Origin of the sequence: Mesorhizobium sp. L-2-11, from assembly GCF_016756595.1 — a bacterium.
Classification (GTDB): Bacteria; Pseudomonadota; Alphaproteobacteria; order Rhizobiales; family Rhizobiaceae; genus Mesorhizobium.
The window spans coordinates 1-14,300 of sequence record NZ_AP023257.1 but is presented as its reverse complement, the minus strand read 5'-3'; the positions used below and the strand labels follow the sequence as shown (position 1 = coordinate 14,300).

The 14,300-nt window shown below is 63.1% G+C and carries 12 protein-coding genes; 4 read left to right on the top strand and 8 right to left on the bottom strand.

The window, feature by feature from the left end; genetic code table 11:
• Window positions 1-169 precede the first annotated feature (169 nt).
• Together pnp and JG739_RS00055 are read left to right on the top strand one after the other, a co-directional pair.
• Complete coding sequence (gene pnp, locus JG739_RS00060) at window positions 170-2,317, top strand: polyribonucleotide nucleotidyltransferase (RefSeq protein ID WP_202364716.1); 2,148 nt, start codon at window positions 170-172, stop codon at window positions 2,315-2,317.
• Window positions 2,318-2,448: 131 nt separating this feature from the next.
• Window positions 2,449-3,462: a class I SAM-dependent methyltransferase gene (locus JG739_RS00055; protein ID WP_202364715.1), complete on the top strand. Its 1,014-nt coding sequence runs from the start codon at window positions 2,449-2,451 to the stop codon at window positions 3,460-3,462.
• Window positions 3,463-3,502: 40 nt separating this feature from the next.
• Here JG739_RS00055 and fabI read toward each other — a convergent pair whose 3' ends face one another.
• The 3 genes from fabI to fabA all read right to left on the bottom strand — a co-directional run bounded on the left by fabI (window position 3,503) and on the right by fabA (window position 6,195).
• A complete protein-coding gene (gene fabI, locus JG739_RS00050; protein WP_202364714.1) occupies window positions 3,503-4,315 on the bottom strand; it encodes an enoyl-ACP reductase FabI in 813 nt (270 codons plus the stop codon).
• 12 nt (window positions 4,316-4,327) lie between these two features.
• Window positions 4,328-5,548: a beta-ketoacyl-ACP synthase I gene (gene fabB, locus JG739_RS00045; protein ID WP_202364713.1), complete on the bottom strand. Its 1,221-nt coding sequence runs from the start codon at window positions 5,546-5,548 to the stop codon at window positions 4,328-4,330.
• A gap of 128 nt (window positions 5,549-5,676) precedes the next feature.
• Window positions 5,677-6,195: a 3-hydroxyacyl-[acyl-carrier-protein] dehydratase FabA gene (gene fabA / locus JG739_RS00040; protein WP_023802127.1), complete on the bottom strand. Its 519-nt coding sequence runs from the start codon at window positions 6,193-6,195 to the stop codon at window positions 5,677-5,679.
• A 241-nt stretch (window positions 6,196-6,436) separates the two neighbouring features.
• Between fabA and irrA the strand changes: the two genes are divergently transcribed.
• A complete protein-coding gene (gene irrA, locus JG739_RS00035; protein ID WP_027151698.1) occupies window positions 6,437-6,868 on the top strand; it encodes an iron response transcriptional regulator IrrA in 432 nt (143 codons plus the stop codon).
• Between the two features lie 80 nt (window positions 6,869-6,948).
• On the opposite strand, the gene JG739_RS00030 is transcribed toward irrA, so the two are convergent.
• The gene (locus JG739_RS00030) at window positions 6,949-7,506 is read right to left on the bottom strand and encodes an SH3 domain-containing protein (protein WP_202364712.1); all 558 of its coding nucleotides are present in this window, start codon (window positions 7,504-7,506) and stop codon (window positions 6,949-6,951) included.
• Between the two features lie 158 nt (window positions 7,507-7,664).
• Between JG739_RS00030 and JG739_RS00025 the strand changes: the two genes are divergently transcribed.
• Window positions 7,665-8,666: a 2-hydroxyacid dehydrogenase gene (locus JG739_RS00025; RefSeq protein ID WP_202364711.1), complete on the top strand. Its 1,002-nt coding sequence runs from the start codon at window positions 7,665-7,667 to the stop codon at window positions 8,664-8,666.
• Between the two features lie 264 nt (window positions 8,667-8,930).
• Here JG739_RS00025 and JG739_RS00020 read toward each other — a convergent pair whose 3' ends face one another.
• From JG739_RS00020 to dnaA, 4 genes are all read right to left on the bottom strand, one after another.
• Window positions 8,931-9,686 carry a molybdopterin-synthase adenylyltransferase MoeB gene (locus JG739_RS00020; RefSeq protein ID WP_202367271.1) on the bottom strand — a complete coding sequence of 252 codons (756 nt, stop codon included), beginning with the start codon at window positions 9,684-9,686 and terminating at the stop codon, window positions 8,931-8,933.
• A gap of 259 nt (window positions 9,687-9,945) precedes the next feature.
• Window positions 9,946-11,121, bottom strand: coding sequence for a DNA replication/repair protein RecF (gene recF, locus JG739_RS00015; protein ID WP_202364710.1), 1,176 nt, complete (start codon window positions 11,119-11,121; stop codon window positions 9,946-9,948).
• Between the two features lie 152 nt (window positions 11,122-11,273).
• The gene (gene dnaN / locus JG739_RS00010) at window positions 11,274-12,392 is read right to left on the bottom strand and encodes a DNA polymerase III subunit beta (protein WP_023802134.1); all 1,119 of its coding nucleotides are present in this window, start codon (window positions 12,390-12,392) and stop codon (window positions 11,274-11,276) included.
• A 335-nt stretch (window positions 12,393-12,727) separates the two neighbouring features.
• Window positions 12,728-14,272: a chromosomal replication initiator protein DnaA gene (dnaA, locus tag JG739_RS00005; RefSeq protein ID WP_202364709.1), complete on the bottom strand. Its 1,545-nt coding sequence runs from the start codon at window positions 14,270-14,272 to the stop codon at window positions 12,728-12,730.
• Window positions 14,273-14,300 lie beyond the last annotated feature (28 nt).

Here is a 14,300-nt window from a genome sequence, read left to right as displayed (position 1 = left end):
CCCATGGACGGTCATGGGGCAGGATTGCAGGATGCTCGCGCGGCACCGCGCCGATTTACCCGAGCTTCCCGTTGTCTTGCCCGTGGCTGCCCGAGAAACGAAGCCAGGGGAAAGGGGCACTCGCGCACGGTGAAACGGCGCGGCCTCTTCCGCATATGAAGGACAAGACATGTTCAATCACCACAAAGTGGAAATCGAATGGGGCGGCCGTCCGCTCATCCTCGAAACCGGCAAGATTGCGCGCCAGGCTGATGGCGCCGTGCTCGCCACCTACGGCGAAACCAAGGTTCTCGCCACCGTCGTTTCGATGAAGGAACTGAAGCCCGGCCTCGATTTCTTCCCGCTGACCGTCAACTATCAGGAAAAGACCTATGCCGCCGGCAAGATCCCGGGCGGCTATTTCAAGCGCGAGGGCCGTCCGAGCGAAAAGGAAACGCTGGTTTCCCGTCTCATCGACCGTCCGATCCGCCCGCTCTTCGCTGACGGTTACAAGAACGACACGCAGATCGTTGTCACCGTCGTCCAGCATGATCTCGAAAACGACCCGGACATCCTGTCGATCGTCGCCACCTCGGCGGCCTTGACGCTGTCCGGCGTTCCCTTCATGGGCCCGATCGGCGGCGCCCGCGTCGGCTACATCAACGGCGAATATGTGCTCAATCCGCATGTCGACGAGATGCAGGAATCCAAGCTTGACCTGATCGTCGCCGGCACCTCCGACGCCGTGCTGATGGTCGAGTCCGAAGCCAAGGAGCTCGGCGAGGATCTGATGCTCGGCGCCGTCATGTTCGGCCATCGCGGCTTCCAGCCGGTGATCGACGCCATCATCAAGCTGGCAGAAGTCGCCGCCAAGGACCCGCGTGACTTCACCGCGCCGGATTATTCGGCGCTTGAAGCCGAGATGCTGAAGATCGTCGAAGGCGAGCTTCGCGATGCCTACAAGATCACCGACAAGCAGAAGCGCTATGCCGCCGTCGACGCCGTCAAGGCGAAGGTCAAGGCTGCGTTCGCGCCCGCAGAAGGCGAAGAAGCCAAGTATACGTCCGAGCAGATCGGCACCGTGTTCAAGGAACTCCAGGCCAAGGTCGTGCGCTGGAACATCCTCGACACCGGTTCGCGCATCGACGGCCGCGACCTGAAGACGGTTCGCAAGATCGTCTCCGAAGTCGGCGTCCTGCCGCGCACCCACGGCTCGGCGCTGTTCACCCGCGGCGAGACCCAGGCGCTGGTCGTCGCCACGCTCGGCACCGGCGAGGACGAGCAGTATGTCGATTCGCTGACCGGCATGTACAAGGAGAAGTTCCTTCTTCACTACAACTTCCCTCCCTATTCGGTCGGTGAAACCGGTCGCATGGGGTCGCCCGGCCGCCGCGAAATCGGCCATGGCAAGCTGGCCTGGCGCGCGATCCGCCCGATGCTGCCGACATCGGACCAGTTCCCCTACACGCTGCGCGTCGTTTCGGAGATCACCGAGTCCAACGGCTCGTCGTCGATGGCCACCGTCTGCGGCACCTCGCTGGCGCTGATGGATGCCGGCGTGCCGCTGGCCAAGCCGGTCGCCGGCATCGCCATGGGTCTGATCAAGGAAGGCGAGCGCTTCGCCGTGCTCTCCGACATCCTCGGCGACGAGGACCATCTCGGCGACATGGACTTCAAGGTTGCCGGCACCGCCAACGGCATCACTTCGCTGCAGATGGACATCAAGATCGAGGGCATCACCGAGGAGATCATGAAGATCGCGCTGGACCAGGCCAAGGACGGCCGCCAGCATATCCTCGGCGAAATGGGCCATGCGCTGTCCGGCGCGCGCTCCGAACTCGGCGAATTCGCGCCGCGCATCGAGGTCATGCACATCCCGACCGACAAGATCCGCGACGTGATCGGCTCGGGCGGCAAGGTGATCCGTGAGATCGTCGAAAAGACCGGCGCCAAGATCAACATCGAGGACGACGGCACGGTCAAGATCGCTTCGTCCAACGCCAAGGAGATCGAGGCGGCGAAGAAGTGGATCCACACCATCGTCGCCGAGCCGGAAGTCGGCGAAATCTACGAGGGCACGGTCGTCAAGACCGCCGACTTCGGCGCTTTCGTCAACTTCTTCGGTCCGCGTGATGGCCTCGTCCACATCTCGCAGCTCGCCAATGATCGCGTCGCCAAGACCTCCGACGTCGTCAAGGAAGGCGACAAGGTCTGGGTCAAGCTGATGGGCTTCGATGAGCGTGGCAAGGTCCGCCTGTCGATGAAGGTCGTCGACCAGGCCACCGGCAAGGAAATCGCCCGCGACAAGAAGGCCGACGGCGAAGAAGACGCCGCCTGAGCGATTTGGAGCTTTAATGTCCGCATCATGCTTTCCGAGCTGATGCGAAGCAGCACAGTTGAAACGGGCGCGCCGGAAGGTCGCGCCCGTTTCGTTTCAAAAGCAAGCCAGCTGCATTTCGAGATCGAAAAATGTCCGCCGCGCCGCTGAAGACACTGTTCCATCCGTTCGAGGCCGAGGCTGTTTCCTTGCCGCGCAAGGGCGAGCGTGTCCTCTTTCTCGGCGCTGAGCCGGGTTTTCACCCGCCCGAAGGCTTCGATGCAGATCTGCATCTGGTGCAAGGCTTCCGGCCGCATTTTCGCGCGCTGCAGGCTGCGGGCTTCACCGTCACGCCGCGTCCGGAGGGTGAAGGTTTCGATTTGGCATTGGTGCTTGCCGGCCGTCATCGCGGGCAAAACGAATGGCGCATCGCCAAGGCGATTGAGTGTGTGAGGCCGGGCGGATCGATTGTCGTTGCCGGCGCCAAAGACGATGGCATTGCCAGCCTGCGTAAGCGCATCGACGACCTTGTGCCGCTCGACGGCCATTTGCCGAAACATCACGGCATCGCCTTCTGGTTGCATCGACCGGCCGATGTTGCGGCCGCAGCGGCACTTCGCGCCGCCAATCCAGCGCTTCTGGTCGAGAAAAAGTTCCGCACCGCGCCAGGTATGTTCTCTTTCGACAAGATCGACGCGGGTTCGAGATTGCTGGTCGACAACCTGCCCACCGACCTCAGTGGCAGCGTTGCCGATTTCTGCGCCGGCTGGGGCTATGTGGCGGCCGAGGTCGCCGCCCGCTCACCTGGCATATCGGCGCTCGATCTCTACGAGGCCGATTTCGATGCGCTTGAGGCGGCGAAAGGCAATCTCGGCAATGCAGCGGCGGAACCCGGTTTCTTCTGGATCGATCTTTTGAGCGAGCCGGTCGAGCGCCGCTATGACGCCATCGTCATGAATCCGCCCTTCCATCGCAGTCGGGCGGCCGAGCCGGAGATCGGCGCCGGCATGATCCGCACAGCAGTGAAGGCGCTGAAGCCGGGCGGGCGGCTGTTCATGGTGGCGAACCGCCAGCTTCCCTACGAGCCGGTGCTGGCGGCCGCCTTCTCCAGCCATGCCGAGATCGCTCGCGACGGCATGTTCAAGGTTTTCGCGGCGCGCCGCTGAAGGCGGGTTCACCGGGACCGAGGCATCTTCTGCGGGCGGATTAATCGCGTCCGCTGTCGGTCCGCTTCAGCTCGTCGAGCGTCGGCATCGAGACGATGTGGTAGCCGGAATCGACATAGTGGATTTCGCCGGTGACGCCCGACGACAGATCGGACAGCAGATAGAGCGCCGAGCCACCGACTTCGTCGATGGTCACCGTGCGGCGCAGCGGCGAGTTGCGCTGCTGGTAGGAAAACATGTGGCGTGCGTCGGAAATCCCGGCGCCGGCCAGTGTCCGCACCGGTCCGGCCGATATGCCGTTCACCCTGATGCCGCGCGGGCCGTAGTCGTTGGCGAGATAGCGGACGCTGGCTTCAAGCCCGGCCTTGGCGACGCCCATGACGTTGTAGTTCGGCATGACGCGGACCGAACCGGCATAGGTCAGCGTGATCATCGAGCCGCCGTCTTTCATCAACGCTGCGGCATGACGGGCGACCTCGGTGAAGGAATAGCAGGAGATGACCATGGTGCGGACGAAATTGTCGCGGCTGGTGTCGGCGTAAAGGCCTTTCAGCTCGTTCTTGTCGGAAAAGCCGATGGCGTGAACGACGAAGTCCAGCCCGCCCCAGGCCTCGCCCAAGGTCTCGAAGGTAGCGGCAACCGATGCGCTGTCCTCGACGTCGCAAGGGACGACCAGCGAGGAGCCGAGCTTGTCGGCGAGCGGCTTGACCCGGCGCCCAAAAGCTTCGCCCTGATAGGTGAAGGCGAGTTCCGCCCCATGCTCGGACAGTTTCCGGGCGATGCCCCAGGCGATCGAATGGTCGTTGGCGACACCCATGACAAGCCCGCGCTTGCCCTTCATCAATCCGTCCATGATTGGCAGTCCTTATGCAGAATAGCGCTGGAAAATCAGCGTTGCGTTGGTGCCGCCGAAACCGAACGAGTTGGACAAGACAGTGTCGATCCTGGCATCGTCGATGCGTTCGCGCACGATCGGCATACCCTCGAATTCCGGGTCGAGCTGCTCGATGTGGGCGCTCTCGCCAATGAAGCCGCCTTGCATCATCAGGATCGAATAGATCGATTCCTGCACGCCGGCCGCACCCAGCGAATGGCCGGTCAGTGATTTCGTCGAGGTGATGAACGGCATTTTTTCGCCGAACACCTCGCGGATCGCGCCCATTTCCCTGGAGTCGCCGACCGGCGTCGAGGTGCCGTGCGTGTTGATGTAGTCGACCGGCGAAGAGACGGTAGCCAGCGCCTGCCGCATGCAGCGCACCGCGCCTTCGCCCGAGGGCGCCACCATGTCGTAGCCATCGGAGGTCGCGCCATAGCCGACGACCTCGGCGTAGATCTTGGCGCCGCGCGCCTTGGCGTGCTCGAGCTCTTCCAGCACCAGCACGCCGGCGCCGCCGGCAATGACGAAGCCGTCGCGATCGACGTCATAGGCGCGCGAGGCAGCCGATGCCCGGTCGTTGAACTTGGAGGACATGGCGCCCATCGCGTCGAACAGGTCCGACATCGTCCAGTCGAGATCCTCATGGCCGCCGGCGAAGACCATGTCCTGCTTGCCCCACTGGATCAGTTCGTAGCCATTGCCGATGCAATGCGCCGAGGTCGAGCAGGCCGAAGAGATCGAATAATTGACGCCGTGGATCTTGAACCAGGTGGCGAGCGTCGCCGAAGCGGTCGACGACATCGCCTTCGGCACGGCGAACGGGCCGATGCGCTTGGGGCTGCCGTTCTTGAGCGTGGTTTCGGCGGCTTCGACGATGGTTCTGGTCGATGGTCCGCCCGATCCCATGACGATGCCGGTGCGCTCATTGGTGATGTCGTTCTCGCCAAGTCCAGCGTCGACGATCGCCTGGTCCATGGCGACATGGTTCCAGGCCGCGCCTTGCGACAGGAAGCGCATGGCGCGGCGATCGATCAGCGCCGAGGGGTCGAGCGTCGGCGCTCCCCAGACCTGGCAGCGGAAGCCGTGTTCGGCGAAGGAATCGGAGTGGCTGATCCCGGATCTGGCATCATGCAGCGAGGCCTGGACCTCGTTGGCATTGTTGCCGATCGACGACACGATGCCGAGGCCTGTCACTACGACCCGTCTCATTCGCAACTCCTTCCAGCGCATGAACGCGAAACCTGCCGGACCGAAACCTGCCGGACAAGGATGCGCAAATTAAGTTCTACAGCTCCTTTGCGCCTCCCGCGGACTCGGCCGCGCTGCGCAGGCGCCGGTCAGGCGGCGGCCGATTGCTTGGACAGACCCACCTTGAGATCCGTTGCTGCGTATATGGGTTCGCCATCCGCCTTCAGCCAGCCATCGGCGATACCCAGCACCAGCCGGCCGCGCATCACGCGCTTGAAATCCACGCCATATTCTACCTTCTTGACCGACGGCGTCACCATGCCTTTGAATTTCACTTCGCCGGTCGACAGCGCCATGCCCTTGCCCGGCTCACCGAGCCAGCCGAGGTAGAATCCGGTCAATTGCCACATGGCGTCGAGGCCCAGGCACCCCGGCATGATCGGGTTGCCGATAAAGTGGCAGGCGAAAAACCACAGGTCCGGCTTGATGTCGAATTCTGCGCGGATGAAGCCCTTGTCGAAGGCGCCGCCCGTCTCACTGATTTCGGTGATGCGGTCGAACATCAGCATCGGCGGATAGGGGAGCTGGGCGTTTCCAGGTCCGAACAGCTCGCCGCGGGCGCAGGCAAGCAGTTCCTCGTAATCGTAGCTGGATTTCGAAACCGCCATCAATCTCGTCCCCGTAATCGTTCGGGCGGTAGCGCGCCCTTGTCGTTGGTTTCCTAACACAACCTGTTTCCGGCCGGAAACCGGCGTTTGCGCTTAACCTGCCCGCCTGCCAGGGTCAATGCGCGCTATTGATCGTATTCGGCCGACAGAATATATGTCGGGGGATGTCCAGTATCGGTCGATGTTCGTTTTTTGCCATTCTGGGCAGCTCTTGAGGCGAAACTTGTGCTTGGACAGATAGATGGATCTGGGCTGCCGGAAGGAAAATGTCGCTGTGGACAAGCGGGTTCGCGAAGCTGGCCTGAGGCCGACGCGTCAGCGCATTGCGCTGGCCGATCTGCTTTTCGCCAAAGGCGACCGCCACCTGTCGGCCGAGGAACTGCACGAGGAGGCAATCGCCGCCGGCGTGCCGGTATCGCTCGCCACCGTCTACAACGCCCTTCATCAATTCACCCAGGCGGGCCTTCTGCGCATCCTGGCCGTCGAGGGGTCGAAGACCTATTTCGACACCAACACCTCCGACCACCATCATTTCTACATTGAGGGCGAAAACAGGATTTTTGACATCGCCAGCGGTCCTGTCACGGTTTCCAACCTGCCGGAGCCGCCGGAGGGCATGGAGATCGCCAATGTCGATATCGTGGTGAGGCTGCGCCCCAAACGCTCCGATTGATCCGCTCTTGATCAGGCCGCGAGATACCGTCTCGTCTGATCGGCATCTCTGGACCATCATCCCGAACCGGCAAGAAGAGGTCAGTTCTTGACCCGTTCGCCCGGATAGGCGCCCCAGACCAGCGACTGGGCGAGCCAGCCGGTGTGGCCATTGAAGGTCATTTCGCACCACTGGCCGTCACAGGACTTGATCGTGCCCATGGCGCCCGGCTCGATGATTGCGACGATGCCGGCATCCTTTTGCGGGTCGTCGAGTAGGTTGATTCGGGCCTCTTTGCCGCGTTGCCAGGGTGCCACGATCGCCGTGCGGCGACCTGAAAGCAGCGACTGGTTGATCCAGCCTTCCGAGCCGTCGGCATCGCGCACACGACGCCAGGTGTCGAATTCCTGGATGATCTCCATCGGCAGGCCGGGCTTCATATACATCCAGTCGACGGAATAGTTGACGCCTGGCCCGACGCGGGAGTTGACGCGGCCGGCTTTCAGGCTGACGAAGCGCGGCAGCGGCAGGCCGCTCGGCCCGAGCGTGACGCTCTGGGTTGGTGCTGCCGCATTCTGTGCCGCCACATGCGGGGAATAAAGCAGAGCGCCGAGAAATGCTGCGCTGAGAGCCAGGCGGAGCGACGCGAAACCAGACACTTTCGTTCCCTTTCGGCGCCGGCTCATCGGCCTTGGCGCCCCTTTTTCTTTGTCTTCGGCGGAACCTCTTGTTACATGGAGAACTGGCACCGCGACCGGCCTGCAGTTTCGCCTGTCTTGGTTAAAGAGGTCTCAACGAGGTCGGGTTCGAGGAAACAATGGTAGGCAGAAAAAGGCCCCTCGTCGTCATCACGCGCAAGCTGCCCGACCCGGTCGAGACCCGCATGCGTGAGCTGTTCGACGCCCGGCTGAATGTCGAAGACCGGCCGATGACGCAGCCGGAACTGGTCGCGGCGGTCAAGGAAGCCGACGTGCTGGTGCCGACCATAACCGACCATGTCGACGCGGCGCTGATCGCCCAGGCCGGCGACAACCTCAAGCTGATCGCCAATTTCGGCAACGGCGTCGACAAGATCGACGTGTCAGCAGCAGCGAAGAAGGGCATTACCGTCACCAATACGCCGAACGTGCTGACCGAAGATACCGCCGACATGACTATGGCGCTGATGCTGGCGGTGCCGCGGCGGCTGGCGGAAGGCGCCAATGTGCTGACCGGCGACAAGAAATGGGCCGGCTGGTCCCCGACCTGGATGCTCGGCCGGCGTATCTGGGGCAAACGCCTCGGCATTGTCGGCATGGGCCGCATCGGCACCGCCGTCGCCCGACGGGCCAAGGCCTTTGGCCTGTCGATCCACTATCACAACCGCCATCGCGTGCTGGCCGCGGTCGAGGATGAACTGGAGGCGACTTATTGGGAAAGCCTCGACCAGATGCTTGCCCGCATGGACATCATATCGGTCAATTGTCCGTCGACGCCGGCGACATTCCATCTGCTTTCGGCGCGGCGGCTGGCGCTTCTGCAACCGTCCGCTTACATCGTCAACACGGCGCGCGGCGACATCATCGACGAGGATTCTTTGGTCAAGCTGATCCAGGACGGCAAGATTGCCGGCGCCGGGCTCGACGTCTACGAGCATGAGCCGGCGCTGAACAGCAAATTGCTGAAACTCGCCGCCAAGGGCAAGGTCGTGCTGTTGCCGCATATGGGGTCGGCGACGCTCGAAGGCCGCATCGACATGGGCGAGAAGGTGATCATCAACATCCGCGCCTTCTTCGATGGCCATCGACCGCCGGATCGCGTGCTGCCGCTGCGGACGTGACCGGCTGCCATTATCTCTGACGCTAGCCACAGGCCACCATCCCTTCGGATGGCGGAGCGAGGCGCCCCCCTCTGTCCTGCCGGACATCTCCCCCACAAGGGGGGAGATTGGCCGTCACCACCGCCTTCGCCAATCTCCGACGTCGCAAGGAGGGCGCCCACAGTGACATTGCCAATCTCCCCCCTTGTGGGGGAGATGTCCGGCAGGACAGAGGGGGGCGCTGTCCCGCCAGCATCAAAAATTCGATCGCCGCGACGCCCCGAATTAGCTGCTCTTGTAGCGGATTGTGTCGAAGCGCGCGGCCAATGCATCGTAAAGCAGCAGCCGGCCGACCAGCGGCTCGCCGATGCCGGCGATCAGCTTGATCGCCTCCATCGCCTGCAGCGTGCCGACGACGCCGGTCAGCACGCCGAGCACGCCGGCCACTGCGCAGGATGGCACCAGGCCGGCCGGCGGTGGTTCCGGAAAAAGATCGCGGTAACTCGGATTCGGCCTGCCGTCGGTGCCGGTCTCGAACGGTTTCAGCACGGTCACCGAGCCGTCGAAGCGGCCGACGGCGGCATGGACCAGCGGCCGCCTTGCCGCGGCGCAGGCGTCGGCCACCGCATAACGGGTTTCGAAATTGTCGGAGCCGTCGACGATGATGTCATAACTGGCGACAAGGGCAGCGGCGTTGTCCGCCGTCAGCCTGAGATTGTGCAGTTCCACGGCGACGTTGGGGTTGATGCGGGCGATCGCCGCCTTGGCGCTGTCGGTCTTCGCCATGCCGACAGCGCCGGTGCCGTGGATCACCTGTCTTTGCAGGTTCGACAGCGAGACGCTGTCGTCGTCGACGATGCCGAGTGTGCCGACGCCGGCTGCGGCAAGATATTCAAGCACCGGCGCTCCCAGCCCGCCGGCGCCGATGACCAGGACCCGAGCCCGCTTCAGTCGCTGCTGGCCGGCGCCACCGATCTCGGGCAGCACGATGTGGCGGGCGTAGCGTTCGAGTTCTTCGTCGGTGAGCGCGGTGGTGATCATTGCCAGACCATATAGCCTGCTATCGAGCTTGGCCATCGGGGTGCGCAGCAGTCGAATAGTGAATAGCGAGTAGTGAATAGCGAGTAGGGAGTAGCGAGTAGTGAGTAGTGGGTAGTGGGTAGTGGGTAGTGAGTAGCGAGTAGCGAGTAGTGAGTAGTGAGTAGTGAGTAGTGAGTAGTGCGTGGTGCGTGGTGCGTGATGAGTGGTGGGTGGTGAGAGCCCCTTATTTCACTATTCCCTATTCCCTACTCGCTATTCCTTACTCGCTACTCGCTATGGTCGTCGCAACCGTGCCATGATCCACGGTCAAAAACTGCGCGCGTCCGTTGAGGCTGGAAAACAGCGCCGCATCGGTTCCGGTCATGAAAGCCTGGCAGTTCAGCTCTTCGAGGATCGAGAACAGCGCGGCGCGTCGGCCCGCGTCGAGATGGGCGGCGATCTCGTCGAGCAGCAGGATCGGCGTCATGCCCGACATCTCGCCGGTCAGCCGGGCGTGCGACAGGACCATGCCGACCAGCAGCGCCTTCTGCTCGCCCGTCGAGCAGAGTTCGGCCGGCATTGCCTTTGGCCGGTGCCGCACCACGAGATCCGATCGGTGCGGGCCGTCGAGCGTGCGCCCGGCGGCGCGGTCGCGATCGCGGCCTTCGGCAAGAGTGCGGCGGAACCGCTCCTCGACATCGACAGCCGCGCTGGTTGCGACCTCGCTTTCCAGCGCGCCGGACAGGCCGATGTCGGCTTGCGGAAACGGACCGGAGCTTGGCAGCCGGTCGATCATGGCGGCGAGCAGGCGCACCAGTTCGGCGCGCGCCGCGGCAATCGCCACACCGGTTTCGGCCATTTGCGTCTCGATCGCATCGAACCAGACGCCATCGCGCGAGCCTTCGGCGAGCAGCCGATTGCGGCCGCGCATCGCTTTTTCGTAGTCGAGCGCGCGCTGGCCGTGACCCGGATCGATCGCCAGCACCTGCCGGTCGAGAAAGCGCCGGCGATCTGCCGCCGGCCCGGTGAACAATGCATCCATCGCCGGTGTCAGCCAGACGACGCGCAACCATTCCAGCATGTCCTCCACCGAGCGCGCCGCCGCGCCATTGATCCGCACCCGCCGGCCGCCTTCGGCGGCGTCGCCGCCTGCGATGCCGGTGCCGATCTCGACCGGGCCGTGCGGCCCATCAAGGCGGGCATGGATGGCAAAGCCGCCGTCGCCGCCTTCGCGCGCCACGTCGGCATAAGGCGCACGGCGCAGGCCGCGCCCCGGCGTCAACAGGGAAATCGCCTCCAGCAGGTTGGTTTTGCCGGCGCCATTGTCACCGGAAAAAACCACGGCGCCGGGATCGAGATCGATCGACAACGTTGCGTAATTGCGGAAATTGGTAAGCGACAGCTTACTTATATGAGTCTGCTGGTCGCGCTCAGGCTGCTTCGCAACTCCGGTCATGACAGCAAAGATGGCCTCGTTCCGGCTAAAGCGCGCCGCGTTTGACCGGCCTCATGCGACGCGCTTTAGGTTGTTGTTTATGCCTGTCGTTACCGCAAAACCGCTGCACACCCTCGGGTCAGGCCCGAGGGCATGCTTTTGCGCGACATGCATCAGACCCGCATCGGCATCAGCACGTAGAGCGTGGTTTCGTCGGCCATGTCGTGGATCAGCGTTGGCGAGCCGGCATCCGCCAGCATGAATTTTGCCTCAGTGCCGGTCAACTGGGCGGCGACGTCGAGCAGATATTTGGCGTTGAAGCCGATTTCGATCGCGTCGGACGAATAATCCGCGGCCAGTTCCTCGGTGGCGCTGCCCGAATCCGGATTGTTGACTGCAAGCGTGACCTGGCCTTCTCCAATCGAAAGCTTCACCGCCCGGCCGCGTTCGGACGAAATGGTCGAGACGCGGTCGACGGCGGCGGCGAAACTCTGGCGGTCGATGATCAGCTTCTTGTCGTTGCCGGTCGGGATCACCCGCTGGTAGTCCGGGAAGGTGCCGTCGATCAGCTTCGAGGTCAAAACGACGCTGCCGATGGTGAAGCGGATCTTGGTGTCGGACAATTCGGTGGTCACGGCGATATCAGGGTCGTCGACAAGCTTTTGCAGTTCGCTGACCGTCTTGCGCGGAATGATGATGCCCGGCATGCCTTCCGATCCTGCCGGCGCGTCGATCTCGGCGCGCGCCAGCCGATGGCCGTCCGTCGCTACCGAGCGCAGCTTCAGCTTGCCGTCGGCGTCGTGCGTGTGCAGGTAGATGCCGTTCAGGTAATAGCGGGTCTCTTCGGTGGAGATGGCGAATTGGGTTTTTTCGATCAGGCCCTTGAGCGCAACCGAATCGAGCCGGAAGATATGCGAGAACGATCCGGCCGAAAGCTCCGGGAAATCGGATTGCGGCAGGCATTGGAGGCGGAAGCTCGAGCGGCCCGAGGTCACCGTCATGGCGTTGCCGTCCTCGTCGGTCTTCAGCATGACCTCCGCGCCGTCGGCGAGCTTGCGCACGATGTCGTAGAGCAGATGCGCCGGAACCGTCGTCGCGCCGCCGCGCTCGACCTTGGCAGGCGTGGCTTCGGTCACCTCCAGATCGAGGTCGGTCGCCTTCATTTCAAGGGTGGCGCCTTCGGCGCTCAGCAGCACGTTCGACAGGATCGGTATGGTGTTGCGCCGCTCGACCACGCGATGAACATGGTTGAGCGACTTCAGGAGATTTGACCGTTCCAGGATAACACGCATGACGAAACAGGCTCGCTTGAATGAATGAGCGGGTCTCCGGCAAGCGGCAACCCGCGAAAGCTCTGAACAGGGTCAGAATCTGCACAAACTGACAGGAAAAAACCCGTGAACGCAAGCCCGCGCTACCGCTTCCGGCCGGTTACACGGGCTTTCCTAGGATAAAACTGGGCAAGCCCGCAAGCCATGCCTGTCGCCCAAAAGCATGCCCTCGGGTCAGACCCGGGTCAGGCCCGAGGGTGCGCAGAGGCTCTGCGGCAACGACGTGCATAAAGACAAAGATTTCAAGCGCGTCGCAGCCATCCAGACGCGACACGCTTTTGTTCTTTTCGGGCCGGTCAGGCCTGATCGTTGATCAGTCTTCTCAGCAATTCGAGTTCCTGCGCCAGAGTGTTGTCGACGCCTGAAAGGTCCTCGATCTTGCGCACGGCATGCAGCACCGTCGTGTGGTCGCGGCCACCGAAACGCCGCCCGATCTCCGGCAAGGAGCGCGGTGTCATCACCTTCGACAGGTACATCGCGACCTGCCGCGGCTTGACGATGGTGCGGGTGCGCCGGTTGGACAGAAGTTCCGTCTTCGACACATTGTAGTGGCGCGCGACGATGCGCTGGATGTCCTCGATGCGCACCCGCTTCGGCTCGCCCGAACGATAGATGTGGCCGAGGATCTCGTCGATGCGGTCGATGGTGATCTGCGGTTCGAACGACTGGCGGAACAGAAGCTGGTTGAACGCACCTTCGAGTTCGCGCCCGCTGCCGGTCACCGTGCGAGCGACATGGTTGAGGATCTCCTCCGAGATGTCGAGCGATGCATCGTCGGCCTTGGCGGTGGCAAGGCGCAGCTTGAGCATGCCGATCCGCATGGCGAAATCCGGCGCCGACATTTCGAGCGCGACGCCGCCGTTGAGGCGCGAGCGGACGCGTGGCTCCAGTGATTCCAGTTCCGACGGCGGCCGGTCGGCGGCGACCACCACCTGCTTGGCGCTGTCGAGCAGCATGTTGATCAGATGGCAGAATTCATGCTGGATCGACTTGCCTTGCAGGAACTGCATATCGTCGATGATGAGCAGGTCGATGTCGCGCAACTGTTCCTTCAGCGTCAGCGCGTTGTTGTCGCGGATTGCGGTGGCAAACCGCCACATGAAATATTCGGCCGTGAGATAGACGACGCGCGACTTCGGATTCTGCTTCAGCGATTCCGCCGCGATCGCCTGCAGCAGGTGCGTCTTGCCCAGCCCCACCGTCGCGTGCAGAAACAGCGGATTGAAGCGCACCGCGCTCGACTGCGATTCCGCCACCGCCTTGGCGGCGGCGAAGGCCACTCGGTTCGACGGTCCCTCGATGAAGGAGCCGAACGTGTAGCGCGGGTCAAGCGGCGAACCGAGCACATTGTGCCGGAACTCGGTCTCGGCAGGCATTCCCGGGCGAGGTGCCGGTACTCGCTCCACCCTGCCGGGGCCTGCTGTTCCCGCGGCCAGCGCCGTTTGCGCTTGCCTGGTCATCTTGCGCGCCGGCGCCACTTCGGGTTCGACGCCGCTGCGCCCCGGACGGGTAGCGGTGCGCACGACGATCTCGATCTTGAGGATTTCAGGATCCTCGTGTTTCCACAGCTCGGCGATGAGGTCTAGGTAGTGGCCGTTGATCCACGAGCGCAGGAAGGCGGTGGGCACAGAGATGCGGACAATGCCCCGGGACGCCTCGGCGACCTTCATGCGCCCGAACCAGCTCGAATAGACTTCGGTTCCCAGGCGCGCCTTCAACTGGGCCTTGACCCGGTCGAACTTTTGTTCCGCGTCGATGGAAGCCGACATAGCGTCCCCTCCGGTTAAGGTCCCAGGGAATGGGAGGTCGCCCGTAAGCTCCCTTTCGATGCCGCTCTGCATGATCGAGTTCCTTGTCCTTTTGTATCTT

Coding starts and splice junctions, on each gene's coding strand:
- irrA (WP_027151698.1), top strand. CDS start 6,437: ATGGATCTGGGCTGCCGGAAGGAAAATGTCGCTGTGGACAAGCGGGTT.
- dnaA (WP_202364709.1), bottom strand. CDS start 14,272: ATGCAGAGCGGCATCGAAAGGGAGCTTACGGGCGACCTCCCATTCCCT.
- fabI (WP_202364714.1), bottom strand. CDS start 4,315: ATGGACGGATTGATGAAGGGCAAGCGCGGGCTTGTCATGGGTGTCGCC.
- recF (WP_202364710.1), bottom strand. CDS start 11,121: ATGACCGGAGTTGCGAAGCAGCCTGAGCGCGACCAGCAGACTCATATA.
- dnaN (WP_023802134.1), bottom strand. CDS start 12,392: ATGCGTGTTATCCTGGAACGGTCAAATCTCCTGAAGTCGCTCAACCAT.
- fabB (WP_202364713.1), bottom strand. CDS start 5,548: ATGAGACGGGTCGTAGTGACAGGCCTCGGCATCGTGTCGTCGATCGGC.
- JG739_RS00055 (WP_202364715.1), top strand. CDS start 2,449: ATGTCCGCCGCGCCGCTGAAGACACTGTTCCATCCGTTCGAGGCCGAG.
- JG739_RS00020 (WP_202367271.1), bottom strand. CDS start 9,686: ATGATCACCACCGCGCTCACCGACGAAGAACTCGAACGCTACGCCCGC.
- JG739_RS00025 (WP_202364711.1), top strand. CDS start 7,665: ATGGTAGGCAGAAAAAGGCCCCTCGTCGTCATCACGCGCAAGCTGCCC.
- fabA (WP_023802127.1), bottom strand. CDS start 6,195: ATGGCGGTTTCGAAATCCAGCTACGATTACGAGGAACTGCTTGCCTGC.
- pnp (WP_202364716.1), top strand. CDS start 170: ATGTTCAATCACCACAAAGTGGAAATCGAATGGGGCGGCCGTCCGCTC.